This is a genomic window from [Enterobacter] lignolyticus SCF1 (genome assembly GCF_000164865.1).
Taxonomy (GTDB): Bacteria; Pseudomonadota; Gammaproteobacteria; order Enterobacterales; family Enterobacteriaceae; genus Enterobacter_B; species Enterobacter_B lignolyticus.
In genome coordinates this window covers 3,048,161-3,073,919 of record NC_014618.1, presented here as the reverse complement: position 1 = coordinate 3,073,919, position 25,759 = coordinate 3,048,161, and the positions used below count along the sequence as shown (strand labels likewise).

At 56.2% G+C, this 25,759-nt stretch carries 22 protein-coding genes; 13 read left to right on the top strand and 9 right to left on the bottom strand.

The window, feature by feature from the left end:
- Positions 1-30: 30 nt before the first annotated feature.
- Genes ENTCL_RS14345 through ENTCL_RS14330 form a run of 4 tightly spaced genes read right to left on the bottom strand, consistent with a single transcriptional unit; the run spans position 31 to position 3,310 of the window.
- Positions 31-942: a transketolase family protein gene (locus ENTCL_RS14345; RefSeq protein ID WP_013366867.1), complete on the bottom strand. Its 912-nt coding sequence runs from the start codon at positions 940-942 to the stop codon at positions 31-33.
- Positions 942-1,739, bottom strand: coding sequence for a transketolase (locus ENTCL_RS14340; RefSeq protein WP_013366866.1), 798 nt, complete (start codon positions 1,737-1,739; stop codon positions 942-944). Before ENTCL_RS14340 ends, ENTCL_RS14345 begins: the two co-directional genes overlap by 1 nt.
- Positions 1,740-1,751: 12 nt before the next feature.
- A complete protein-coding gene (locus tag ENTCL_RS14335) occupies positions 1,752-3,017 on the bottom strand; it encodes a PTS ascorbate transporter subunit IIC (RefSeq protein WP_013366865.1) in 1,266 nt (421 codons plus the stop codon).
- A 17-nt stretch (positions 3,018-3,034) separates the two neighbouring features.
- Entirely contained in the window at positions 3,035-3,310 is a 276-nt protein-coding gene (locus tag ENTCL_RS14330; RefSeq protein ID WP_013366864.1) for a PTS sugar transporter subunit IIB, read from the bottom strand.
- Positions 3,311-3,433: 123 nt separating this feature from the next.
- On the opposite strand from ENTCL_RS14330, the gene ENTCL_RS14325 reads away from it, so the two are divergent.
- On the top strand, positions 3,434-4,282 hold the full coding sequence (locus tag ENTCL_RS14325; RefSeq protein ID WP_013366863.1) for a MurR/RpiR family transcriptional regulator: 849 nt from the start codon (positions 3,434-3,436) through the stop codon (positions 4,280-4,282).
- A 50-nt stretch (positions 4,283-4,332) separates the two neighbouring features.
- Here the strand turns inward: ENTCL_RS14325 and pflA are convergent, their stop codons facing one another.
- From pflA to ycaO, 4 genes are all read right to left on the bottom strand, one after another.
- Positions 4,333-5,073: a pyruvate formate lyase 1-activating protein gene (gene pflA / locus ENTCL_RS14320; protein WP_013366862.1), complete on the bottom strand. Its 741-nt coding sequence runs from the start codon at positions 5,071-5,073 to the stop codon at positions 4,333-4,335.
- 185 nt (positions 5,074-5,258) lie between these two features.
- Complete coding sequence (gene pflB / locus ENTCL_RS14315; protein WP_013366861.1) at positions 5,259-7,541, bottom strand: formate C-acetyltransferase; 2,283 nt, start codon at positions 7,539-7,541, stop codon at positions 5,259-5,261.
- Positions 7,542-7,595: 54 nt separating this feature from the next.
- Positions 7,596-8,453, bottom strand: coding sequence for a formate transporter FocA (gene focA / locus ENTCL_RS14310; protein ID WP_013366860.1), 858 nt, complete (start codon positions 8,451-8,453; stop codon positions 7,596-7,598).
- A gap of 399 nt (positions 8,454-8,852) precedes the next feature.
- Positions 8,853-10,619 (bottom strand): 30S ribosomal protein S12 methylthiotransferase accessory factor YcaO, encoded by a 1,767-nt coding sequence (ycaO, locus tag ENTCL_RS14305; protein ID WP_013366859.1) that lies wholly within the window; start codon positions 10,617-10,619, stop codon positions 8,853-8,855.
- 286 nt (positions 10,620-10,905) lie between these two features.
- Between ycaO and serC the strand changes: the two genes are divergently transcribed.
- The 12 genes from serC (at position 10,906) to ENTCL_RS14245 (ending at position 24,962) form a co-directional block, all read left to right on the top strand.
- On the top strand, positions 10,906-11,994 hold the full coding sequence (serC, locus tag ENTCL_RS14300) for a 3-phosphoserine/phosphohydroxythreonine transaminase (RefSeq protein ID WP_013366858.1): 1,089 nt from the start codon (positions 10,906-10,908) through the stop codon (positions 11,992-11,994).
- 69 nt (positions 11,995-12,063) lie between these two features.
- On the top strand, positions 12,064-13,347 hold the full coding sequence (aroA, locus tag ENTCL_RS14295) for a 3-phosphoshikimate 1-carboxyvinyltransferase (protein ID WP_013366857.1): 1,284 nt from the start codon (positions 12,064-12,066) through the stop codon (positions 13,345-13,347).
- A 177-nt stretch (positions 13,348-13,524) separates the two neighbouring features.
- Positions 13,525-14,208 carry a (d)CMP kinase gene (gene cmk / locus ENTCL_RS14290; RefSeq protein ID WP_013366856.1) on the top strand — a complete coding sequence of 228 codons (684 nt, stop codon included), beginning with the start codon at positions 13,525-13,527 and terminating at the stop codon, positions 14,206-14,208.
- A gap of 124 nt (positions 14,209-14,332) precedes the next feature.
- On the top strand, positions 14,333-16,006 hold the full coding sequence (gene rpsA / locus ENTCL_RS14285; RefSeq protein ID WP_013366855.1) for a 30S ribosomal protein S1: 1,674 nt from the start codon (positions 14,333-14,335) through the stop codon (positions 16,004-16,006).
- Between the two features lie 153 nt (positions 16,007-16,159).
- The gene (ihfB, locus tag ENTCL_RS14280) at positions 16,160-16,444 is read left to right on the top strand and encodes an integration host factor subunit beta (protein ID WP_013366854.1); all 285 of its coding nucleotides are present in this window, start codon (positions 16,160-16,162) and stop codon (positions 16,442-16,444) included.
- Between the two features lie 227 nt (positions 16,445-16,671).
- Positions 16,672-18,927 (top strand): ComEC family protein, encoded by a 2,256-nt coding sequence (locus ENTCL_RS14275; RefSeq protein WP_013366853.1) that lies wholly within the window; start codon positions 16,672-16,674, stop codon positions 18,925-18,927.
- Positions 18,928-18,963: 36 nt separating this feature from the next.
- On the top strand, positions 18,964-20,712 hold the full coding sequence (gene msbA / locus ENTCL_RS14270; protein ID WP_013366852.1) for a lipid A ABC transporter ATP-binding protein/permease MsbA: 1,749 nt from the start codon (positions 18,964-18,966) through the stop codon (positions 20,710-20,712).
- The gene (lpxK, locus tag ENTCL_RS14265) at positions 20,709-21,689 is read left to right on the top strand and encodes a tetraacyldisaccharide 4'-kinase (protein ID WP_013366851.1); all 981 of its coding nucleotides are present in this window, start codon (positions 20,709-20,711) and stop codon (positions 21,687-21,689) included. Before msbA ends, lpxK begins: the two co-directional genes overlap by 4 nt.
- Before the next feature lie 39 nt (positions 21,690-21,728).
- Positions 21,729-22,958: a winged helix-turn-helix domain-containing protein gene (locus tag ENTCL_RS14260; protein WP_013366850.1), complete on the top strand. Its 1,230-nt coding sequence runs from the start codon at positions 21,729-21,731 to the stop codon at positions 22,956-22,958.
- 53 nt (positions 22,959-23,011) lie between these two features.
- Entirely contained in the window at positions 23,012-23,194 is a 183-nt protein-coding gene (locus ENTCL_RS14255; protein ID WP_013366849.1) for a Trm112 family protein, read from the top strand.
- Positions 23,191-23,937 (top strand): 3-deoxy-manno-octulosonate cytidylyltransferase, encoded by a 747-nt coding sequence (gene kdsB / locus ENTCL_RS14250; protein ID WP_013366848.1) that lies wholly within the window; start codon positions 23,191-23,193, stop codon positions 23,935-23,937. Before ENTCL_RS14255 ends, kdsB begins: the two co-directional genes overlap by 4 nt.
- 131 nt (positions 23,938-24,068) lie before the next feature.
- A complete protein-coding gene (locus ENTCL_RS14245; RefSeq protein ID WP_013366847.1) occupies positions 24,069-24,962 on the top strand; it encodes a YcbJ family phosphotransferase in 894 nt (297 codons plus the stop codon).
- On the opposite strand, the gene elyC is transcribed toward ENTCL_RS14245, so the two are convergent.
- A complete protein-coding gene (gene elyC, locus ENTCL_RS14240; RefSeq protein WP_013366846.1) occupies positions 24,939-25,718 on the bottom strand; it encodes an envelope biogenesis factor ElyC in 780 nt (259 codons plus the stop codon). The genes ENTCL_RS14245 and elyC overlap by 24 nt on opposite strands.
- Between the last annotated feature and the right edge of the window lie 41 nt (positions 25,719-25,759).

The window sequence follows — 25,759 nt, the reverse complement described above, 5'->3', positions numbered from 1 at the left end:
GGCAGACCGGTTAACGGTCTGCCCGTTTCGTTAGCTAAGCGCTTCGTAGAGCGCTGTCGCAGAAATACCATACTTCTCTTTCAGTTGGCGGCTGTTGCCGGATTCCGTAAAGGTGTCCTGGGTACCGAGACGGGTCAATGCGGTACTCAGACCTTCCTCTGCCAGCACTTCGGCAATTTGTCCCCCCAGACCGCCGTTTATGGTGTGATTTTCAATAGTCGCAATACGCGGGCAGCCTGCGATAAGCTGCAGAAATCGCTGGCGGTTAAACGGTTTGAGCGTGGCGACGTGGATAAGCTTTCCCTGAATACCTGCAGAACAAAGTCGGTTGTAACCCTCGCTGGCCTGCTCCAGCACGGTGCCCTCATAGAGGATGGCAAAATCGTTACCGGTGTCAGCCACAGCCGCAATATCGCAGACGCGGGGAATCTGAGTTTTATCCCGTATCGGCATTGGCTCTCGCGCGACGCGGATGTAGACAGGACCGTGAATGTTCACTGCCTGCTCAAACGCCGCTGCAATTTCCTCGGCGTCGGCGGGCGTCAGGATCGTGATCCCAGGCAGAACGCGGGTCAGCGCCAGGTCCTCCAGCGCGTGATGAGAAGCGCCATCCGGGCCGTCGTCCATGCCGGGGTGGCTGCCGACCAGTTTGATATTCGCCTTCGCGTAGCACGCCTGGCGTAGCTGCGTCCAGGCGGTACCGGTGACAAACATGGCGAAGTTGACGTAGAAGGGGATATTTCCTTCCAGCGCCTGGCCGACGGCAAAACTCATGGCGGAACCTTCGGCAATCCCCATCTCAAAAAATGCGTCGGGGAAGGACGCCTGGAATTGATCGGTGCGCGTGGAGCTGGCGAGATCGCTGTCAATGGCGACGATTGGATACCCTTTGTTTCTAAGCGCAATCAGCGCGTTGCCAATTTCATCACGAGGTGCTTTCATCACTGGAGTTCCTCCATTGCCTGCTGATATTGTTCTGCGCTTGGGGTTTTTGAATGCCACTCGCCGTTGTTTTCCATGTAGCTGACGCCGCAGCCTTTGACGGTATGGGCGATAATCGCGATGGGCTTGCCCTTCAGATGTCGCGAGAGCATCAGCGTGTCGGCAACCTGACACATATCGTTGCCATCGTGTAGCTCCAGTACATGCCAGCCGAAGCAGCGGATTTTATCCGCCAGCGGCTCAAGGTTAACGACGCTATTAACCGGGTCGTGCGACGAAAAACCGTTGTAGTCGACGATGGCCACCAGGTTATCCATTTTCATGTGGCCTGCTTGCTGCAAAGATTCCCAGACCTGGCCCTCATGCATTTCGCCATCGCCCAGAATGGCGAAAACGCGGCAAGGGTCGGCGGCATGCTTTTTGGCGGCCGCCATACCTAACGCCACCGACAGCCCCTGACCGAGCAGCCCGGTAGTGGCATCGACTTCAGGTAGAGACTTGATGCTGGGGTGTCCCTGTAGACGAGAGTTTATCTGCCGGAAGGTGCTAAACTCACTGCGATCGATTCTTCCCATCTGGTGCAGCAGCGCATACTGCGCCGCGACGGCATGCCCCTTGCTCATGACGATGCGCGCACGTGGTGAGGCATTGAGGTCGACTTCGTTGTAGTAGAGCCAGGTCAGGATATCGATAATGGATAACGCGCCGCCGGGATGACCAATACCAGATTCATAAATCATGCTGACAATATCGCGCCGCGCCGCTAGCGCCAGGGCTTTAAGTTGCTCAATAGTCATAATCACTCCTTATCACGGCAGCATTTTGCCGATGTAGTAAACGACGAGGCCGAGGGCGACAAAGTCCGTTTCCGGGAAGCTGGTGCCTGAGAGGCCAACTGACTCCATGATCGGATAGATGAGCGCCGGGCCAATACCTATCAGAATGCCGGTGATAAAGCTTCCGGCAATGGCGCCTTTCCAGCCGCCTGAAGCATTGCCAAATACCGCCGCCGTCGCCCCAATAAAGAAATAGGGAATGGCTACGGGAATAATGACCGTCTGGCCGATCATCGCCAGCACGCCCATCACCACCAGGCCGCCGACAAATGAGGAGATAAAGCCCAGCACCGTTGCCGTCGGGGCATAGGGAAAGACAACGGGGCAATCGAGCGCCGGTTTGGCGTTAGGAATAAACTTCTCAGAAATCCCCAAGAAGGCAGGCACAATTTCTGACAGCAGAAGGCGTACGCCGGTGATGATGATGTACAGAGACGCGGTGAATGTCAGTGACTGAAACAGAGGATAAACCAGCCAATGCATACCGCCAGCGGCGGCGGTTACGGCGTTTTTTCCGGCCGCCAGCGCGGCAATGTAGTAAAAGATGCTCACCGAGATAGAAACCGAGACAATGTAGTCTTTAAAGATCCCTAGCCAGCCGGGAAGATTGAGCTTTTCCGTCGACTGCTTCGGATCGCCGACTTTTGAGCCAATCCAGCCGGAGGCGGCGTAGGCCAGCGTTACATAGTGTCCCATCGCAATTTCATCGTTGCCGGTTATCTTGCGCATCCACGGTTGGGCAATGGCCGGATAAATACAGGCTGCCAGCCCCAGCAAAATAGAGCCGGTGATAATGGTCACGAGATCGCTGTAGCCGAGCGCTTTTAGCGTCACGGTGAGTAGCGCTGAGAGGTAAAGGTTATGCTGACCGGTCAGAAAGATGTACTTGAACGGCGTGATGCGGGCAAAAAGCAGATTCCAGCCGAAGCCTATTACCATGATAAGCGATACGCACATGGCAAACTTTGTCTGCGCAAGCCCGGTTAGCGCCTCAGCCAGCGGCATAACGCCTTTCAGGCCAAAACCCTGGCTGAACAACGTTTGGAAGTTGCCTAAAGAGGTGACAGCAAGTCCGGCGCCGCCAGCAAAAACCAGAAAACCGACGATGGTTTTGAACGTTCCGGAGAGTACTTTTTCTATCGGTTTACGTTGGATAAGAAGGCCAATTAGCGCAATAAAACCAACTAAAAGTGGGGTTACGCCCAGAATGTCGAATACAATAAACCTGAGGAGTTCCATATTTCCTCCGCGAGGGATCAGTGAGTGTGTATGACGCTGGTCAGTGCAGCTTCCATTTCATCACTGTTCATTAGATCGGTGATGCCAATGGCTTTGAATCCCGCCGCTTCGATTTCATCAGTGAGGTCACGCATGGTCAGTACAAAGTCGATATCCCGCCAGGTGTTTAGCCCTGAAAGGACATCATGCTCAAGTTCAATGTCCCAGCCGTGTTTATCAATAACTTTCTGGGCTTTGATTTTTAGCATCAGGGAGCTGCCCATACCCGTACGACAGACGATAAGACCTTTCATGTTGTTTTCTCCTGTTGTGTAAAAATAATTATTTTCCTGTAACTGCAATTCAAAAATAATTATTATCGAGTCATGGCAGGAAATGATGTGACGTTGCTTGCATTTTGTGCAAAAAGGCTAAAAATGAGTCAGTCAGAAATTAATTTATTGATAAACATAAGAAATAACTCTTCAAACCTCAGTCCGATACTGGAGCGGGTAGGGCGTTTTATTACCGAAAATCCTGACTACGTGATGCGTCACACTATCTCCGAGCTGGCGGACTCTATTGATACCAGCGAGGGGAGCATTACCCGTTTTTGTCGGGCGTTTGGTTTTAAAGGTTTTTCAGATTTTCGCACTGCACTGGCGCTGGAGCAGGGCGCAGCACGCCCGGATAATGCGGGTAGTGATGAAATTTCCGCCGTGATCGCCAGCATTCGTGACAGCAATGCTATTATCGACAGTCAGGAGTTGCAGGCCGCGGCAGTATGGCTCAATCAGCTTGATCAGGTCGCTATCTATGCGGTGGGGACGGCGGTACCGGTGGCTCTGTTTTTGCAGATGAATCTGATGCGCATGGGAAAAGCAGCCAGCTTTATTGATCGGTTCTACTCCGCTGCGGCCCCTATCTACAGCAGCGAACAAAAAGCGGGTATTATTGCGATTCATACCGAGCAGGCCTCAGCCGATCTTCTGCAAATGCTGGCGTTGGCAAAACAGCAGGGTATTGAGATATTGTCGATAACCCGCGGCACCTTTACCCCGTTAGGGCGCTTATCCGACCGTAACCTGCAGGCGGCGGTGGCGCTGAAGGGCGAAGGCGAATTTGGTTTTGCCGAAGTTGCGGGAGCGATGATGGTCGCCGATCGCCTTTTGCTGGCGCTGGAAGAGCAGGACGAACGTTATGCGGCGTGCCGCAGATCGCAGCAAAAAAGTATTTTCTCGATTGAGAGCGTGGCGAATAAGCTGTCTGAGTACTTTATGTCGTAGGGCTGATGCGATGAGACAACCCCGGCGAAGCAAGCGCCGGGGTAGAAAAATTAATACATCACTTTGTGACCATACTGCTCAAGAATGCCCTTAACGCGCTCCATGGTCTCTTTTTTCGGCGGTTTTACGCCATCAAGCTTGTACTCTTCGCCCATCGCCACCCACTTGTGTTTGCCCAGCTCGTGGTACGGCAGCAGCTCAATCTTCTCGACGTTGCCCATATCGCGGGTGAACTCGCCCAGACGGTGCGCGGAGTCGTCATCGTCGGACCAGCCCGGGACGACCACATAGCGAATCCAGGTCTTGATGCCTTTCGCCGAAATGTATTTAGCAAACTCCAGCGTACGGTGGTTGGAAACGCCGACCAGGTTCTGGTGGATTTCGTCATTCATCTGCTTAAGGTCAAGCATCACCAGGTCGGTCACTTCCAGCAGCTCGTCGATCACCGGATCGTAGCGGCGCACGAAGCCGTTGGTATCAAGGCAGGTGTGGATCCCTTCTTTCCTGCAGGCCCGGAACCAGTCGCGAACAAATTCCGCCTGCAGAATAGCTTCGCCGCCGGACGCCGTAACGCCGCCGCCGGAAGCATTCATAAAGTGGCGATAGGTCACTACCTCTTTCATCAGCTCGTCAACGGTTACCTCTTTGCCGCCGTGCGTGTCCCAAGTGTCACGGTTGTGGCAGTACAGGCAGCGCATCAGGCAGCCCTGGAAAAACGTAATGAAACGGATACCCGGCCCATCGACGGTGCCACAGGATTCAAAGGAGTGAATGCGACCATTAACTGACATTGCGGTGTTTCTCCAGATGTGGCCCATCCGGGGCCAGTGTTAGTGCACAGTTATTAACTGTGTCGAGTCTGTTTTGGCTGTTATCCATAAGTATAGATAGCTGACAAAGCAGGCTATTAAAAAGGCCCCACTTACGTGGAGCCTTTATTGTACGCTTTTTAAAGTACGATTTCAGTCAAAACCAATTACATGGTCTGAGTGAAGGTACGAGTAATAACGTCCTGCTGCTGTTCTTTAGTCAGGGAGTTAAAACGTACTGCGTAGCCAGAAACACGGATGGTCAGCTGCGGATATTTTTCCGGGTGCTCCATCGCATCCAGCAGCATTTCACGGTTCATGACGTTCACGTTCAGGTGCTGACCGCCTTCGATGGACGCTTCGTGATGGAAGTAACCGTCCATCAGGCCCGCCAGGTTGGTCTTACGCACTTCGTCATCTTTACCCAGCGCGTTCGGAACGATAGAGAAGGTGTAAGAGATACCATCTTTAGCGTAAGCAAACGGCAGTTTAGCAACGGAGGTCAGAGAGGCAACAGCACCTTTCTGGTCACGGCCGTGCATCGGGTTAGCACCTGGTCCGAACGGCGCGCCAGCGCGACGACCGTCTGGGGTGTTACCGGTTTTCTTACCATAAACCACGTTAGAGGTGATGGTCAGAACAGACTGAGTCGGGATAGCGTTACGGTAAGTAGTCAGTTTCTGAATTTTCTTCATGAAACGTTCTACCAGGTCAACCGCCATGTCATCAACGCGAGAGTCGTTGTTACCAAACTGCGGGTATTCGCCTTCGATTTCGAAGTCAACAGCCAGGCCGTCTTCGTCACGAATCGGTTTAACTTTCGCATATTTGATTGCAGACAGGGAGTCAGCCGCAACGGACAGACCTGCGATACCACACGCCATAGTGCGGATAACGTCACGGTCGTGCAGCGCCATCAGAGAGGCTTCGTAGCTGTACTTGTCGTGCATGTAGTGGATAACGTTCAGCGCGGTGACATACTGCTTAGCCAGCCAGTCCATGAAGTGATCCATGCGGTCCATGACTTCGTCGAATTTCAGAACGTCGCCTTTGATCGGTTCAGATTTCGGACCCACCTGCATTTTCAGTTTTTCGTCAACGCCGCCGTTGATCGCGTACAGCATGGTTTTCGCGAGGTTAGCGCGAGCGCCGAAGAACTGCATTTGCTTACCAACGATCATCGGGCTTACGCAGCAAGCGATAGCGTAGTCGTCGTTGTTGAAGTCCGGGCGCATCAGGTCATCGTTCTCATACTGCAGAGAAGAGGTGTCGATGGACACTTTAGCGGCGAATTTCTTGAAGTTCAGCGGCAGTTTTTCAGACCACAGAACGGTGATGTTCGGCTCCGGAGACGGCCCCATGGTGTACAGGGTGTTCAGGAAGCGGAAGCTGTTTTTGGTTACCAGAGTACGGCCGTCAACGCCCATACCGCCGATAGATTCGGTTGCCCAGATCGGGTCGCCGGAGAACAGCTCATCGTACTCAGGGGTACGCAGGAAGCGAACCATACGCAGTTTCATGACCAGGTGGTCAATCATTTCCTGAGCGTCTTGTTCGGTGATTTTGCCTGCTTTCAGGTCACGTTCGATGTAGGCATCCAGGAAGGTGGATACGCGACCGAAGGACATTGCAGCGCCGTTCTGAGACTTAACAGCGGCCAGGTAGCCGAAGTAGGTCCACTGGATAGCTTCCTGAGCGTTGGTAGCCGGACCAGAGATATCGCAGCCGTATTTAGCCGCCATTTCTTTGATCTGACCCAGCGCGCGGTGCTGTTCAGCGATTTCTTCACGCAGACGGATGGTCGCTTCCAGGTTTACGCCGTTTTCCAGGTCAGACTGCAGGGAAACGAACTGTGCGTACTTGTCTTTCAGCAGGAAGTCGATACCGTACAGCGCAACGCGACGGTAGTCACCGATGATACGGCCACGGCCGTAAGCATCCGGCAGACCGGTCAGAACGCCGGATTTACGGCAGTTCAGGATGTCTTTGGTGTAAACGTCGAATACGCCCTGGTTGTGGGTTTTACGGTATTCGGTGAAGATTTTTTTCAGTGCCGGGTCCAGCTCGCGGTTGTACGCTTTGCAGGAACCTTCAACCATTTTGATGCCGCCGAACGGGATGATCGCACGTTTCAGCGGAGCTTCGGTCTGCAGACCAACGATTTTCTCCAGCGCTTTGCTGATGTAGCCAGCGTCGTGAGAAGTGATGGTGGATGCAACGGAGGTGTCAAAATCAACTGGCGCGTGAGTGCGGTTTTCCAGTTTAACGCCTTCCATGACTTTGTCCCACAGGGTGGTAGTCGCTTCGGTAGCGCCAGCCAGGAAGGACTCGTCACCTTCATATGGGGTGTAGTTTTTCTGGATAAAGTCACGGACGTTGACTTCTTTCTGCCAGTCACCTTTGGCAAAACCTTCCCAGGCTGTGGCTAACTTTTCATTAAGTTCGGACATGTAACACCTACCTTCTTAAGTGGATTTTTTATTTACTGCCTGAAGCAACCATCATTAATGACGATCGCCGCCACGCAGGTAAATGACCCAGTATGTCAACCCGACTAACAGACCCCCACCGATAATGTTCCCGATAGTGACCGGAATCAGGTTATCGGTGATGAAGTTCATCACAGTCAGGTGTGAAAAACTGTCCGGATTCGAACCAACGGCGGTCCAGAACTCCGGGCTGGCAAAGTTACGGATTACGATACCCATCGGGATCATAAACATGTTAGCGATACTGTGCTCAAAACCGCTGGCGACGAACATCGCTACCGGGAGAACCATAATCATCGCTTTATCCATCAGGCTGCGGCCGGAGTAGCTCATCCACACCGCCAGACAGACCATCAGGTTTGCCAGAATACCGAGGCTCACAGCCTCAATAAAAGTATGATGCATTTTGTGGTCGGCGGTTTGCAGAACGTTGAGTCCCCAGCCGCCGTTCGCGGCCATGTACTCGCCGGATAGCCACATCAGCAGAACAAAGAGCAGCGCGCCAATCAGGTTACCAACATAGACGTTTAACCAGTTTCGCGCCAGTTGACCCCAGGTGATACGGCCGCTGGCTTTCGCGACGACGATAAGTACCGTGGAGGTGAACAGATCTGCGCCGCAAATCACGCACAGAATCAGGCCCAGTGAGAAGCAGATACCGCCAATCAGCTTTGCGATGCCGAACGGCATTGCGGCGGTGCCTGTGGTAGCAGTGATATAGAAGACAAAGGCAATCGAGATAAACACACCCGCCGTAATCGCCAGATAAAAGGTCTTCATCGGGTGTTTCGTTGCTTTATAGACACCTGCTTCTTCGGCAACTTTCGCCATTGCAGCAGGGAGTAAAAGATCAAAAGGGTTGTCAGCTTTCACACTAACTCTCTCTTTATTAAGTCGGCGACGAGATACTAACAAAGCATTATAGAAGAGAATTTGATATAGATCATATCTCGCCTGGCTTATAGGCCCGCAAATCGTATGGTTTTTCAACAATTGCGGCGTAACTTTTTGATTATCAAAATAAAAATAAATTTTAAAAATTACAAATGAAGTTGAATTTTTTCCGTAACCCTCCGTTCTGCCGGTTAATTAAAATGGGGTAATATGCATTAAAATTAACAATACTGATAAGCTACTAATAATAGTATTTACGCATAATTAACTTTATTATTACAAATTAATGTCGGGCGCCGGATAAATAAAAACGGGGCCCGCAATGTGGCCCCGTAATATAGCGCAGGCGAATATTTTCGCCATACATTTGTTGTGTCTTTACGCCTGGTCCGCCCAGAAGCGGGCCTTAGCGCGCTGCAGCTTTTCATAAGCCTTCAGCAGCCCCTGATGCGCCGGGAACGCGGTAAGATCGCTATCGACAGGCTGCAGGCCGTAGAACGGCGCTTCACCGCTCAGCGCAGCGCTTGCGGCTTCAACGGCCTCTGCGCCGTACATGCGAACAAAGGCGTTCAGGTACTGCAGCGGCTCGCGCTCTTCTTCCTGCGCCAGCAGCAGCAGGGTTTGCAGGCAGCGGTAGTAGTTGGCGCGCTCGGCGCTGAAGATAGACGCGTTAAACTCCATGGTCCACTCGGTCCAGATAAGCGCCTGCTCCAGGTCGCCGCCCGCCAGCGCCAGCATGGCTTTCAGTTCGCCAATGCGCAGGGTATACCAGCCGTTATCTTTACCGGTCGCCAGGCCTAGCAGCTCGCGTACGCGGGTGAAGTCGTCCAGGCCTTCGTCGTCCATTTGCTCAATGAGCGACAGATAGTCTTCTTTTTCCCATTCGCTGGTTGGCAAAGAGAGAATCGTCTCGCGCAGATGGCTGCCCATATTATTGTTGGCAAGCCACAGGTCTTCCGCCGGATAAATATCGGACATGCCCGGCACCAGAATACGGCAGGCGTAGACGCCAAGGTGCTCGTAGTCGGCAATATAGACGTCTTTATCTTCCGCCTGGAAAATAGCCATCAACGTGGCGAACTCTTCTTCGGTAGTGCCGGAGAAATTCCAGTCAGCGAACGGATAGTCTGCATCCTTCTTGAACATATCCCAGGAGATCAGGCCGCTGGAGTCGATAAAGTGCGTTTCGAGGTTTGCGTGTTCCGCGACCTCTTCATCGTCGAAGGTCGGCGGCGTAAAGACGTCGAGATCCTTAAGTCCACGGCCCTGCAGCAGCTCGGTGACGGTGCGCTCCAGCGCGACGCCGAAGTCCGGGTGGGCGCCGAAGGAAGCAAAGCAGGTGCCGTTGGCCGGGTTAAACAGCACCACGCAGATTACCGGGTATTTACCGCCCAGCGAACCGTCGTAGGCAAAAATGGGGAACCCTTCCGCTTCCAGCATCGCGATGGATTCGACAACGCCCGGATAGCGCGCCATGACCTCGGCCGGGATTTCCGGCAGGCTGATGCTTTCGGCAATGATGCGGTTCTTGATGTGGCGTTCGAAGACTTCGGACAGCCCCTGCACGCGCGCTTCATTACGGGTGTTGCCCGCAGACATGCCGTTAGAAACGTACAGGTTGCCGACGATATTCATCGGGATATAGACCGTTTTGCCATCGGACTGACGGGTGAACGGCAGGCCGCAGATGCCGCGATCGTCGTTACCGGACTGCAGATCCACCAGCTGGCTTGCGGTCAGCTGATCGTCAGGATCGTAAAAGGCGCGCAGGCGGGCATCAAGAATACCCTCCGGCAGCTCGTCATCCTCGGTCAGCGGGAACCATTTTTCGTTCGGGTAGTGGACGAACGGGCCGTTCGCGATGGTTTCACCCAGCCAGAAATCGGCAAAGAAGTAGTTAGTGGACAGGCGCTCGAAATATTCGCCAAGCGCGGAGGCCAGGGCTGCTTTTTTGGTTGCGCCTTTACCGTTGGTAAAGCACAGCGCGGACTCTTTGTCGCGAATATGCACCGACCACACGTTCGGCACCGGGTTCAGCCAGGAGGCTTCCTCGATATGGAAACCCAGATCGAGCAACTTCTGCTGGAAGCGGGCGATGGAGTCTTCCAGCGCGGCGTCTTTGCCGGGAATAAAGGTTTGGGTCATGGCAGTCACTTTTGTCGTACGGAAAGCGCGCAATCATACGGGGTTTATGTGTCAGGCGCTATCATCCCGGCCGGGGGGAATAAAATAAAGGTCTGCGGGGGTGGCGGATAGCGCGAGCCGCCGATAGCGAAAATGTCGGTATTCACCCGTCAAGATGGCAGATTCTGTTGTGTGATGGCGAGCACATTTCACCGCGGATGACGTTTAGCCATTGCGGCGCGTGTCACTGAATGATAAAACCGATATCCACAGACATATCATATTGCTTTTAGCGTGGTGAGGGGAAATGGCTCAGGTTTTCAATTTCAGTTCAGGTCCGGCAATGCTTCCGGCAGATGTTCTTAAACTGGCGCAACAGGAACTGTGCGACTGGCACGGTTTAGGCACCTCGGTAATGGAAATCAGTCACCGTGGTAAAGAATTCATCCAGGTGGCGGAAGAAGCGGAAAGAGATTTCCGTGATTTGCTGAACATTCCTTCCAACTACAAAGTGCTGTTCTGCCACGGCGGCGGCCGCGGCCAGTTTGCCGGCGTGCCGCTCAACCTGCTGGGCGACAAAAAGACGGCTGACTACGTGGACGCCGGCTACTGGGCCGAGAGCGCCATTAAGGAAGCGCATAAATACTGTACGCCGCACGTGATTGACGCAAAGGTGACGGTAGACGGTAAGCGTGCGGTAAAACCGATGCGCGAATGGCAGCTGTCTGATAACGCCGCCTATATGCACTACTGCCCGAATGAAACGATCGACGGTATCGCGATTGCGGAAATGCCGGATTTCGGCCGCGACGTTGTTGTGACCGCTGACTTTTCCTCTTCCATTCTGTCAGGGCCGATCGACGTGAGCCGTTTTGGCGTCATCTATGCAGGTGCGCAGAAAAACATCGGCCCGGCTGGCCTGACGTTAGTCATCGTACGCGAAGATTTGCTGGGCAAAGCGCATACTGCATGCCCGTCCATCCTCGACTACACGGTACTGAGTAATAACGATTCCATGTTCAATACCCCGCCGACGTTTGCCTGGTATCTGTCCGGCCTGGTGTTCAAATGGCTGAAAGAGCAGGGCGGCGTTGCGGCGATGGATCGCATTAACCAGCAAAAAGCAGAACTGCTGTACGGTGCCATCGATAACAGCGATTTCTACCGTAACGACGTAGCGCAAGCGAACCGTTCCCGCATGAACGTGCCGTTCCAGCTGGCGGACAGCGCGCTGGACAAGCTGTTCCTTGAAGAGTCCTTCGCCGCGGGGCTGCATGCGCTGAAAGGCCACCGCGTCGTGGGCGGCATGCGTGCTTCTATCTATAACGCGATGCCGCTGGCAGGCGTGAAGGCGCTGACGGACTTTATGCAGGATTTCGAGCGCCGCCGCGGTTAATCGATATTCTTTTTCATCCCCGCAGCGGGTCTGCGGGGTTTTTATTTCTGTTTTTGAGAGTTGAGTTTCATGGAATTCCTGACGTTACAACCCATCGCGCGGGTGGATGGCACCATCAATTTACCGGGGTCTAAAAGTGTCTCGAACCGCGCTCTGCTGCTGGCGGCGTTAGCCCGCGGCACGACGGTGCTGACCAACCTGCTGGATAGCGACGACGTGCGCCATATGCTGAATGCGTTGAGTGCGCTGGGAGTTCATTACACCCTGTCGGCCGATCGCACCCGCTGTGAAGTGACCGGCAACGGCGGCCCGCTGCAGGCTGGCGATGCGCTTGAGCTGTTTCTGGGCAACGCCGGGACCGCTATGCGCCCGCTGGCGGCTGCGCTGTGCCTGGGGCACAACGATATCGTGCTGACCGGCGAGCCGCGCATGAAGGAGCGCCCGATCGGCCATCTGGTCGATGCCCTGCGTCAGGGCGGCGCGCAGATTGAGTATCTGGAGCAGGAAAATTATCCGCCGCTGCGCCTGAAAGGCGGTTTCACCGGCGGCAGCGTTGCCGTTGACGGCAGCGTCTCCAGCCAGTTCCTGACCGCGCTGCTGATGACCGCGCCGCTGGCGGAGCAGGATACCGTGATCGCCATCAAAGGCGATCTGGTATCGAAACCGTATATCGACATTACGCTGCATCTGATGAAAACCTTCGGCGTGACGGTAGACAACCAGAGCTATCAGCGTTTCGTGGTGAAGGGCGGGCAGCACTATCAGTCGCCGGGCAGCTACCTGGTTGAGGGGGATGCCTCGTCGGCGTCGTATTTCCTCGCCGCGGCGGCAATTAAAGGCGGTACGGTGAAGGTGACCGGGATCGGCCGCAGCAGCGTGCAGGGCGATATTCGTTTCGCCGATGTGCTGGAGAAGATGGGCGCGACCATCGTCTGGGGGGCGGATTTTATTTCCTGTACCCGCGGCGAACTGAACGCCATTGATATGGATATGAACCACATTCCTGACGCGGCGATGACGATCGCAACTACCGCGCTGTTTGCAAAAGGCACGACGACGATGCGCAATATCTATAACTGGCGCGTCAAGGAGACCGATCGCCTGTTCGCCATGGCGACGGAGCTGCGTAAAGTCGGCGCTGAGGTGGAGGAGGGCGAGGATTTCATTCGCGTGACGCCGCCCGCCCGGCTGAATACCGCAGAGATTGGCACATACAACGATCACCGCATGGCGATGTGCTTCTCGCTGGTGGCGCTGTCGGATACTCCGGTGACTATTCTTGACCCGAAATGTACGGCTAAGACCTTCCCGGACTATTTCGAACAGCTGGCCCGCATCAGCACGCTCGCCTGACCCTGCTGCGCTGCGCCGTCCGGCGCAGCGTCGCGCTTTTCGACATCTCCCCTGCGCATTTCTTCTACACTCACCTTCAATCAGTCTGTTATTTGCAACCAGTATTAACGGTCAAAGGCAATGACGCGTATAATGCGCGGCGTTTATGCAACCGATGCCTTAGTGAAGGAGAAAAAGATGACGGCAATTGCCCCGGTAATCACCATTGATGGCCCAAGCGGTGCTGGAAAAGGCACTCTGTGCAAGGCAATGGCGGAAGCGCTGCAGTGGCACCTGCTGGATTCTGGCGCTATCTACCGCGTGCTGGCGCTGGCCGCGCTGCATCACCATGTTGATGTTACCTCCGAAGACGTCCTGGTTCCGCTGGCTGCGCATCTGGACGTCCGCTTCGTCTCGACGAATGGCAATCTTGAGGTCATTCTTGAAGGTGAGGACGTCAGCGCAGAAATCCGCACCCAGGAAGTGGCCAATGCCGCTTCGCAGGTTGCCGCCTTCCCGCGCGTGCGCGAAGCGCTGCTGCGTCGCCAGCGCGCGTTTCGCGACGCGCCGGGCCTGATTGCCGACGGACGTGATATGGGCACCGTGGTGTTCCCCGATGCGCCGGTGAAAATTTTCCTCGACGCCTCCTCGGAAGAGCGCGCCCACCGCCGTATGCTACAGTTGCAGGAGAAGGGCTTTAGTGTTAACTTTGAGCGCCTTTTGGCCGAGATAAAGGAACGCGACGACCGTGACCGCAACCGTGCGGTAGCTCCGTTGGTTCCCGCTGCCGATGCTTTAGTGCTGGATTCCACACGATTAAGTATTGAGCAAGTGATTGAAAAAGCGCTACAATACGCGCGCCAAAAACTGGCTGCTGCCTGATCTACACTCGCAGCGCCTCTGAATTTGTAGTACCCCCGCTGCAACGGAGTGTGAGCGGGTATGTGAAACAACCCCATCCGACATGAAGTCAGATGGACGTTAATCTAACTTTTGAAGATTAAACATGACTGAATCTTTTGCTCAACTATTTGAAGAATCCTTAAAAACTATCGAAACCCGCCCGGGTTCCATCGTTCGTGGCGTTGTTGTTGCTATCGACAAAGACGTAGTCCTGGTTGATGCGGGCCTGAAATCTGAATCTGCAATCCCTGCAGAGCAGTTCAAGAACGCAGCCGGCGAACTGGAAATTCAGGTTGGCGACGAAGTTGACGTTGCTCTGGATGCAGTAGAAGACGGCTTCGGTGAAACCCTGCTGTCCCGTGAGAAAGCTAAACGTCACGAAGCATGGATCACGCTGGAAAAAGCTTACGAAGACGCTGAAACTGTTACCGGTGTTATCAACGGCAAAGTTAAGGGTGGCTTCACTGTTGAGCTGAACGGTATTCGTGCGTTCCTGCCGGGTTCCCTGGTAGACGTGCGTCCGGTGCGTGACACGCTGCACCTGGAAGGCAAAGAGCTTGAATTCAAAGTAATCAAGCTGGACCAGAAGCGTAACAACGTTGTTGTTTCTCGTCGCGCCGTTATCGAATCCGAAAACAGCGCAGAACGCGATCAGCTGCTGGAAAACCTGCAGGAAGGCATGGAAGTTAAAGGTATCGTTAAGAACCTCACTGACTACGGTGCATTCGTTGATCTGGGCGGCGTAGACGGCCTGCTGCACATCACTGATATGGCCTGGAAACGCGTTAAGCATCCGAGCGAAATCGTGAACGTTGGCGACGAAATCACTGTTAAAGTGCTGAAGTTCGACCGCGAGCGTACCCGTGTTTCTCTGGGTCTGAAACAGCTGGGCGAAGATCCGTGGGTCGCTATCGCTAAGCGTTACCCGGAAGGTACCAAGCTGACCGGCCGCGTGACCAACCTGACCGACTACGGCTGCTTCGTTGAAATCGAAGAAGGCGTTGAAGGCCTGGTACACGTTTCCGAAATGGACTGGACCAACAAAAACATCCACCCGTCCAAAGTTGTTAACGTTGGCGACGTAGTGGAAGTTATGGTTCTGGACATCGACGAAGAACGTCGTCGTATCTCCCTGGGTCTGAAGCAGTGCAAATCTAACCCGTGGCAGCAGTTCGCAGAAACCCACAACAAGGGCGATCGCGTTGAAGGTAAAATCAAGTCTATCACTGACTTCGGTATCTTCATCGGCCTGGACGGTGGCATCGACGGTCTGGTTCACCTGTCTGATATCTCCTGGAACGTTGCAGGCGAAGAAGCAGTTCGTGAATACAAGAAAGGCGACGAAATCGCTGCCGTTGTTCTGCAGGTTGACGCAGAGCGTGAGCGTATCTCCCTGGGCGTTAAACAGCTCGCTGAAGATCCGTTCAACAACTGGGTTGCACTGAACAAGAAAGGCGCAATCGTAAACGGTAAAGTCACTGCAGTTGACGCTAAAGGCGCAACCGTAGAACTGGCTGACGGCGTTGAAGGTTACCTGCGCGCTTCTGAAGCTTCCCGCGACCGCGTTGAAGATGCGACTCTGGTTCTGAACGTTGGCGATGACGTTGAAGCTAAATTCACCGGCGTTGATCGTAAGAACCGCGCAATCAGCCTGTCTGTTCGTGCTAAAGACGAAGCTGACGAGAAAGATGCAATCGCTTCTGTGAACAACAAGCAGGAAGACGGCAACTTCTCCAACGCAATGGCTGAAGCGTTCAAAGCAGCGAAAGGCGAGTAATTTACTCTTAATCGTTCGGGTTTCGACCCGAACGATGAGTAGAGGACTTGACAGATTACAGGATTCGTCCTGTAATCAATGACAAAGGGCGGCTGCGGCCGCCCTTGTGCAAGCTGTTAGCTATTACTTTCCTGAAAGGAAACCGGAGGAATCATGACCAAGTCAGAGCTCATTGAAAGACTTGCTAGCCAGCAATCTCACATTCCTGCGAAAGCGGTCGAAGATGCTGTTAAAGAGATGCTGGAACATATGGCCTCTACGCTGGCCCAGGGTGAGCGCATTGAAATCCGCGGTTTCGGCAGCTTCTCTTTGCATTACCGTGCCCCACGCGTCGGGCGCAACCCGAAAACAGGCGATAAAGTCGAGCTGGAAGGTAAATACGTTCCGCACTTTAAGCCGGGTAAAGAATTGCGCGATCGCGCCAATATTTACGGTTGAGTTATTGTCAGCGCGCTGCTGTTAAAACTTGAGCGAGAAAAAAGCACCTGCGGGTGCTTTTTTCATTTCTGCCGGCAGCTTACGGTGTATTGGAACCACCGCTGCGCAGGCACTGCAACTTTCTGTAATGGGGTTTTATTTCTTTCGCGCAGCGCCGCAACCTGTTGAAAACGCACCAGACATTATCCTGCTGACGCCGGACACTTGCCCATGGAGGAGGGAGTGTCATGCGTTTACCATCGCTTGCCGTCTGCGTTATCGGCGGTATTTCACCGCTTATCGTTTTGCCCATACTTCCCGGCGTCACTCTCACCGGCGGATTTATCCTGCTCGCCTGCCTGCTGGCCTTTTACCCGAAGCCCGTTCTGCGCTATACGGGGGTGACGCTGCTGTGCTTTTGCTGGGCCGTTTTGTCGGCTCAGCAGGTGCTATGGCCGGTGTCGCGGCTAACGGGAAAAGCGCAAACGGTGGATGTTGTTATCCGCAGCACGGACGGACAAACCGTCCATCAGGCGGAGATTGTTCGCCACCGCGGGAAACGGTTGTTTCCGGCGCCTGGTATCACCCTGTACGGCGGGCCTCTGACGCCGTCGGCATGCGCGGGCCAGCGCTGGAGAATGACGGTTCGCGCCCGGGCGGTGCATGGGCAATTAAATGACGGCGCGTTTGATTCACAGCGCTACGCGTTTTCCCGGCACAGTATACTCAGCGGCGCCATCCTGGCCGCCACGCCGCTCAACGCCTCCTGCTCCTGGCGGGCGCACTACCTGGCATCGCTGCAGCAGACGCTGGCGCCATTTTCCTGGCGCCAGGTCATCATCGCTCTGGGAATGGGGGAGCGCCTGTCGCTCCCGCCTGAGGTCAACGCCATCATGCAGCAAACGGGAACCATGCATCTGATGGCGATTTCCGGCCTGCATATTGCGTTAGGCGCGCTGCTCGGGTCGCTGCTGGTTCGGGGAGCACAGCGCCTGCTGCCGGGGCGCTGGATAAACTGGCGGCTACCGCTGGTTGCCGGGTTTCTCGGGGCATTTCTGTATGCCGCCTTAACCGGGCTTCAGCCGCCGGCGCTGCGGACGGTTGTCGGCATTGGCGTCTGGAATGCGCTGCGCCTGCAGGGGCGTCGATGGTCATCGTGGGAGGTCTGGCTGTGCGGCATGGCCGCTATCCTGGCGATGGACCCGCTGGCGGTGCTGTCGCAAAGCCTGTGGCTGTCGTGTTTTGCCGTTGCGGCGCTTATCTTCTGGTATCAGTGGGTACCGGCGCCGCGCTGGACGCGGGGCGGGTGGCTACTGAATCTTCTGCATCTGCAGGTTGGGCTGATGTTTTTGCTGCTGCCGCTGCAGGTTTTGCTTTTTCACGGCGTCAGCACGGTGTCGGTGGCGGCAAATCTGTTCGCGGTACCGCTGGTGACGCTGCTGATTGTTCCGCTGATCTTAACCGGTATGCTGCTGCACCTCACCGGACCCGCCATAGTTGAGTTCGGCGTCTGGCAAATTACCGATGCGCTGATGGCGGGGCTTTTCTGGCTGTTGCACCACCTTCCGGCGGGCTGGCTCAACGTTGATGCGCGCGGTCTCTGGCTGACGCTGCTGCCGTGGCTGCTGATCGCCGTCTGGCGCTTTCATGCCTGGGCGACCGCGCCGGCGCTGTGGGGGACGCTGTGCATACTGCTGACTTTTCCGTTCTGGCGGTTTACCGTGGGCCACCCGTGGCGCGTTACCATGCTGGACGTCGGACAGGGGCTGGCGATGGTTATCGAGCGAAACGGCAGGGCCATCCTTTACGATACCGGGCTTGCCTGGCCTGGCGGCGACAGTGCTCAGCAGCTGATCGTCCCCTGGCTGCGCTGGCACCATCTGGTTCCCGACGGGATTATCATCAGCCATGAGCATCTCGACCATCGCGGCGGTCTGAATACGCTGGCGCGAACGTGGCCGAAGGCGTGGGTTCGCAGCCCGCTCGGCTGGAAAGGGCATCTGCCGTGTCAGCGAGGGGAACGCTGGCACTGGCAGGGGCTGCGCTTTCAGGCGCTCTGGCCGCTGCCGGAAGGACAGGAACGCGGCAACAATCTCTCCTGCGTCGTCAGAGTTGACGACGGCCGTTTCAGTATTTTGCTCACCGGAGACATTGAATTAGCCGCGGAAAAAATGCTGATAAGCCATTACTGGCGACATGTGGCATCTACAGTAATCCAGGTTCCCCATCACGGCAGCCTGACCTCGTCTGGCGTCACGCTGCTACAGCGCGTGAATGGCACGCTGGCGCTGGCTTCCGCGGCGCGCTACAACGCCTGGCATTTTCCGGCCCCAAAGGTGATAAAACGCTATCAGCGGCAGGGCTACCGCTGGCAGGATACGCCGCATCAGGGGCAAATTACGCTCACTTTTGATACAGAGAGTTGGCAAATCCATAGCTTACGCGATCAATATTTCCGCCGTTGGTATCATCAGTGGTTTGGCGATGCTCATGATAACGGGTAGAATATGCGGCTATTTCAACATGAGCTGGTTTTTTGAATGCAGAACGACAAAGATCTCACCACGTGGCAGACCTTCCGCAGACTTTGGCCTTTGATTGCGCCTTTTAAAGCGGGGTTGATCGTGGCGGCTGTGGCGTTAATTCTTAACGCAGCCAGCGATACCTTCATGCTATCGCTGCTTAAACCATTACTGGATGATGGTTTTGGTAAAACGGATCGCTCAGTGCTGTTGTGGATGCCGCTGGTGGTCATAGGGCTGATGATCCTGCGCGGTGTTACCAGCTATATCTCCAGCTATTGCATTTCCTGGGTGTCCGGCAAGGTCGTCATGACCATGCGTCGCCGCTTATTCGGCCACATGATGGGCATGCCGGTTTCCTTTTTCGACAAGCAGTCGACCGGGACGCTGCTGTCACGCATTACCTATGACTCTGAGCAGGTTGCCTCATCCTCGTCCAGCGCGCTGATTACGGTGGTGCGCGAAGGCGCGTCCATCATCGGCCTGTTCGCGATGATGTTCTGGTACAGCTGGCAGCTCTCTATCATTCTTATCGTGCTGGCGCCGATTGTGTCGATTGCTATTCGTCTGGTATCGAAGCGTTTTCGTAATATCAGTAAGAACATGCAAAACACCATGGGACAGGTCACCACCAGCGCGGAGCAGATGCTCAAGGGGCATAAAGAAGTACTGATGTTCGGCGGCCAGGAGGTAGAAACCCACCGCTTCGAAAAGGTCAGCAATAAAATGCGCCTGCAGGGCATGAAGATGGTGTCCGCGTCCTCAATTTCCGATCCGGTGATTCAGCTCATTGCCTCGCTGGCGCTGGCGTTTGTACTGTATGCCGCGAGCTTCCCAAGCGTCATGGAGACCCTGACCGCCGGTACCATTACCGTGGTTTTCTCCTCGATGATTGCGCTGATGCGTCCGCTGAAATCGCTGACTAACGTGAACGCCCAGTTCCAGCGCGGTATGGCGGCGTGCCAGACGCTGTTTGCGATTCTTGATAGCGAGCAGGAAAAAGATGAAGGCACGCGCGTGGTTGAACGCGCGAAAGGCGACGTTGAGTTCCGCCATGTGACCTTTACCTATCCAGGCCGTGAAGTGCCGGCGCTGCGCGATATCAACCTGCATATTCCTGAGGGCAAGACGGTGGCGCTGGTGGGTCGTTCCGGCTCGGGCAAATCCACCATGGCAAGCCTGATTACCCGTTTCTACGATATCAATGAAGGCTCCATTCTGCTCGACGGACACGATCTGCGTGAATACAAGCTGACGTCGCTGCGCGATCAGGTGGCGCTGGTGTCGCAGAACGTACACCTGTTTAACGATACCGTCGCCAACAATATCGCTTACGCGCGAACCGATGAGTACAGCCGCGAGGATATCGAAAAAGCGGCGAAGATGGCCTACGCCATGGACTTTATCAACAAGATGGATAATGGCCTGGATACCGTCATCGGCGAGAATGGCGTACTGCTCTCCGGCGGCCAGCGTCAGCGTATAGCCATTGCCCGCGCGCTGCTGCGTAACAGTCCGATCCTGATTCTGGATGAAGCGACGTCGGCGCTGGATACCGAATCCGAGCGCGCTATTCAGGCGGCGCTGGACGAGCTGCAGAAAAACCGCACCTCGCTGGTTATCGCTCACCGTCTCTCCACCATCGAGAAGGCCGACGAAATTGTGGTCGTTGAGGATGGTTGCATCGTCGAACGCGGCAGCCACGAGGATTTGCTGGCGCACCGCGGCGTTTATGCGCAGCTGCATAAGATGCAATTCGGCCAATGATCTCCCGCATCTGGTCCGGTGAATCGCGGCTCTGGCTGCTGCTCTGGCCGCTATCTTTGCTTTATGGCCTGATAAGCGCGCTGATTCGCCTCAGCTACCGGCTGGGGCTGAAAAAAGCCTGGCGTTCACCGGTTCCGGTTGTGGTGGTCGGCAACCTGACCGCCGGCGGCAACGGGAAAACGCCCGTGGTCATCTGGCTGGTAGAGCAGCTTCAGCAGCACGGCATTCGCGCAGGCGTCGTCTCCCGGGGCTACGGCGGTAAAGCAGGGCGCTACCCGCTGGTGCTTGACGCGCACACCTCTACCTCTGAAGCTGGTGATGAGCCGGTGCTGATTTACCAGCGTACCGGCGCCCCGGTTGCGGTTTCTCCGGCGCGCAGCGAAGCGGTGCAGGCGCTGCTCGCGGCGCACGATCTGCACATTATCATCACCGACGACGGACTACAGCACTACCGGCTGGCGCGCGATAAAGAGATCGTAGTGATCGACGGCGTGCGTCGTTTTGGCAACGGCTGGTGGCTTCCTGCCGGGCCGATGCGGGAGCGCGCTTCCCGGCTGCGTACCGTGGATGCGGTTATTGTCAACGGCGGAGTGCCGGGTAAAGGCGAGCTGGCGATGCAGCTTAAACCCGGTCTGGCGGTGAATCTTAAGACCGGCGAGAAGCGTGATGTCGCCGCGTTAACGAACGTCGTTGCGATGGCCGGGATTGGTCATCCTCCGCGTTTCTTTGCCACACTGGAAAGCAGCGGCGTCGTGCTGCAAAAAAGCGTCGCGCTTGCCGATCATCAGTCGCTAACGGCGGCCGACGTTCGCGCGCTGACGCAGCCGGGGCAGACGCTTATCATGACCGAAAAAGATGCCGTGAAGTGCCGGGCGTTTGCCGAGGCGTGCTGGTGGTATCTGCCGGTTGACGCCTCTTTTGCCGACGACGGCGCGCAGCAGCTTATTCAGCAACTTGTCACTCTGGCGCGGCGGTAGCTTCGGTTTCGGGCGGCCGCGCAATGATGGGGAACCCACATGTCCGCACGGAAACTGTCGCTCACTGCCGCACGCCATCTACACCTCCACGCGCAAGGGCTATTAAAAAAGCCCCGTCGCCGCCCACAGCCTGACGATATTCTGCGCACTATCGAGCGCATGTCTCTGCTCCAGATAGATACCATCAATGTGGTGGCCCGCAGCCCTTACCTGGTGCTGTTCAGCCGCCTGGGCGCTTATCCTCAGGACTGGCTGGATGCGTCGCTAAAGCGCGGCGAGCTGATGGAGTATTGGGCGCATGAGGCCTGCTTCCTGCCCAGGAGCGATTTTCCCTTGGTGCGTCACCGCATGCTCGCGCCTGAAAACATGGGCTGGAAATACCGTGAATCGTGGATGGAGGAGCATGCGCAAGAGATAGCAGAACTGCTGGCGCTGATTGAAAAAAACGGACCGGTGCGCTCCACGGATTTTGAGCATCCCCGCAAAGGCGCAAGCGGATGGTGGGAGTGGAAACCGCATAAACGCCATCTGGAAGGGCTGTTTACCGCCGGGCAGGTGATGGTGACCGGGCGACATAACTTTCAGCGTATCTACGATCTGACCTCCCGGGTCATGCCCCACTGGGACGACGAGCGGGACATGTTAAGCCAGCAGGACGCCGAAGACGTCATGCTGCAAAACAGCGCCCGCAGCCTGGGGCTGTTTCGCGCGCAGTGGCTGGCCGACTACTATCGTCTGCGCAGGCCCGCGATCCCGGCGCTGCTGGCGCGCTGGCAGACCGAAGGACAGGTCATCCCGGTGGAGGTCGAAGGGCTGGGGGAGATGTGGGTGCACGCTTCTCTCTCGCAGCCGCTCGACGAGGCGCTGGCGGGGAAACTGCGGGCTACCCATAGCGCGGTGCTCTCGCCGTTCGACCCGGTGGTATGGGATCGCAAACGCGCCGAACAGCTGTTTGATTTCAGCTACCGGCTGGAGTGCTACACGCCGGCGCCAAAACGCCAGTACGGCTATTTTGTCCTGCCGCTGCTGCATCAGGGAAAACTGGTCGGCCGCATGGACAGCAAAATCCACCGTAAAACCGGCGTGCTGGAGGTTTTCGCCCTCTATCTGCAGGAAGGCGTGCGCGTCAGCGGCGCGCTGGAGCAGGGACTTAAGCAGGCCATCGATGATTTTGCCCTCTGGCAGGGGGCGCAGCGCGTGGAAATCCGCCAGCTGCCCGCCACGATCTTTGCCCGTCAGCGTACGGGGTGGGAAATTGCGGCCGCATAAGCTGCCGCTGTGGTATGCTTCACCGATACTTTTTCGGTCCATCTGGAGGAACTATGGATCACCGCTTACTTGAAATCATTGCCTGTCCCGTGTGCAACGGCAAGCTGTATTACAGCCAGGATAAGCAAGAACTTATCTGCAAACTCGACGCTCTGGCATTTCCCCTGCGCGAAGGCATTCCCGTGCTGCTGGAAACCGAAGCCCGTCCTATGAGCGTAGAAGAGAGCCATCCATGAGCTTTGTCGTCATTATCCCCGCCCGCTACGCCTCCACGCGCCTGCCGGGCAAACCGCTGCAGGACATCAACGGTAAACCGATGATCGTCCACGTCCTCGAGCGCGCGCGGGAATCCGGCGCGGCGCGGATCATCGTGGCGACGGATCACGACGATGTCGCCCGCGCCGTTGAGGCCGTAGGCGGTGAGGTCTGCATGACCCGCGCCGATCATCAGTCCGGTACTGAGCGTCTGGCAGAGGTTGTCGAGAAATGCGGCTTTAGCGACGACACCCTGATCGTCAACGTGCAGGGCGACGAGCCGATGATCCCTCCGGTGATTATCCGCCAGGTGGCGGAAAATCTGGCGGCGAGCAAATCCGGTATGGCGACCCTCGCGGTGCCGATTCATGATGCCGAAGAAGCCTTTAACCCGAACGCCGTGAAGGTGGTGATGGACGCGCAGGGCTACGCGCTCTATTTTTCGCGGGCCACCATTCCGTGGGATCGCGATCGTTTTGCGCAAAGCCGCGAGGCTATCGGCGATACGCTGCTGCGTCATATTGGCATTTACGGCTACCGCGCGGGGTTCATTCGCCGGTACGTCGGATGGGCGCCGAGCCCGCTTGAGCAGATTGAAATGCTCGAACAGCTGCGCGTGCTGTGGTATGGCGAAAAAATCCATGTCGCCGTCGCCCGACAGGTTCCTGGCACCGGCGTCGATACGCCTGAAGACCTGGCCCGCGTGCGCGCCGAACTTCGTTGATTTTCCTGCCCCTTCCGTGAAGGGGCAAATCTAGCGCCTCGTTTTTCCTCGTTTTTTTTGATCTTACCCGGGTGACATCTCAGCCTGCGACGCTCATTATAAAAACAGTAGTCTTCATAGGGGTAACCGATATGGAACAACTGCGAGCGGAACTGAGCCACCTGTTGGGTGAGCGTCTCAGCCGTGTGGAGTGCGTCAGCGAAAAAGCCGATTCAGCGCTGTGGTCGCTGTATGATGCACAGGGAAACCCTATGCCGCTACTGGCACGCAGCTTCTCAACGTCGGGGGTTGCGCAGCAGCTGGCATGGAAAATATCAATGCTGGCCCGTAGCGGCACCGTGCGAATGCCGGTGGTTTATGGGGTGATGACCCATGAAGAGCACCCGGGGCCGGATGTTTTGCTGATCGAGCGCCTGCGCGGGGTCTCCGTCGAAGCGCCCGCCCGCACGCCCGAGCGCTGGGATCAGCTTAAAGATCAAATCGTCGAAGGGCTGCTCGCCTGGCACCGCCAGGACAGCCGGGGCTGCGTCGGCACCGTCGACAGCACGCAGGAAAACCTTTGGCCGATGTGGTATCGCCAGCGGGTCGAGGTGCTGTGGGGGACGCTGAACATGTACCACAACACCGGACTGACCATGCAGGATAAACGCATCCTGTTCCGCACTCGCGAGTGTCTGCCCGCGCTGTTTGACGGTTTTAACGATAACTGCGTGCTGGTACACGGCAACTTCACCTTGCGCAGTATGCTCAAAGACTCCCGCAGCGACCAGCTGCTGGCGATGGTGGGGCCGGGCGTCATGCTGTGGGCGCCCCGCGAGTACGAGCTGTTTCGCCTGGCGGACAGCGGTCTTGCGGAGGATCTGCTGTGGCACTACCTCCAGCGCGCGCCGGTGGCGGAGTCTTTCCTCTGGCGGCGCTGGCTCTATCTGCTGTGGGATGAAGTCGCCCAGTTGGTCAATACCGGGCGTTTCAACCGCGCCAACTTTTCGCTGGCGGCAAAATCACTCCTGCCCTGGCTCGCCTGACGCGCCTTTTAACCATTGCCACAGGCGACCCAGGGTTTCGTACCCGACCCGGTCGCTGTGCATCAGCCACACCGGCGACGGGATCATCCGCTCCCATGGGTTTAGCGGTGATTCAATCGCCAGCTGGTTCGCGGGCGCCGGCAGCGGGTTAAGCCCGGCATGGCGAAAGAAGATCATCGCCCGCGGCAGGTGTGAGGCGGAGGTCACCAGCAAGAACGGCGCATCGCCGACCGTCGCCTTTACGGCGGCAGCCTCCTCTTCGGTATCCTTCGGCGTCTCCAGTACGATGATGGCGCTGCGCGGAACGCCGAGACTTTCCGCGACTCTGGCGCCAGCTTCTGCGGTACTGACCGGGTTAGTGCGCGCCGCCGCGCCGGTAAAGATAAGTCGGGCGCCGGGGTTGGCCTGCCACAGACGAACGCCTTCCGTCAGGCGCGGCAGGCTGTTGTTGATAAGGTTAGAGCTTGGCGCCCACGCCGGGTTCCAGGTATAGCCGCCGCCCAGCACCACAACGTAGCGTACCGGCGTCGCGCCGCGCCATGTCGGGTAGCGGCTTTCGATGGGTTTCAGCAGCGCGTCAGCCACCGGCTGCAGGCTGAGCAGCAGGAGAAACAGCCAGCTAAAACTCAGACAAATCTTACCTGCGCGCTGAAAACGGCTGAACCAGAGCAGTCCCAATCCCAACGCCATCAGCAATAGCAGCAACGGCAGCGGCAACAGCATGCCGCCGACAACCTTTTTCAGCGTAAAAAGCATCCTGACTGGTTCCTTTTTTGACCATCTGACCGGGGATATGC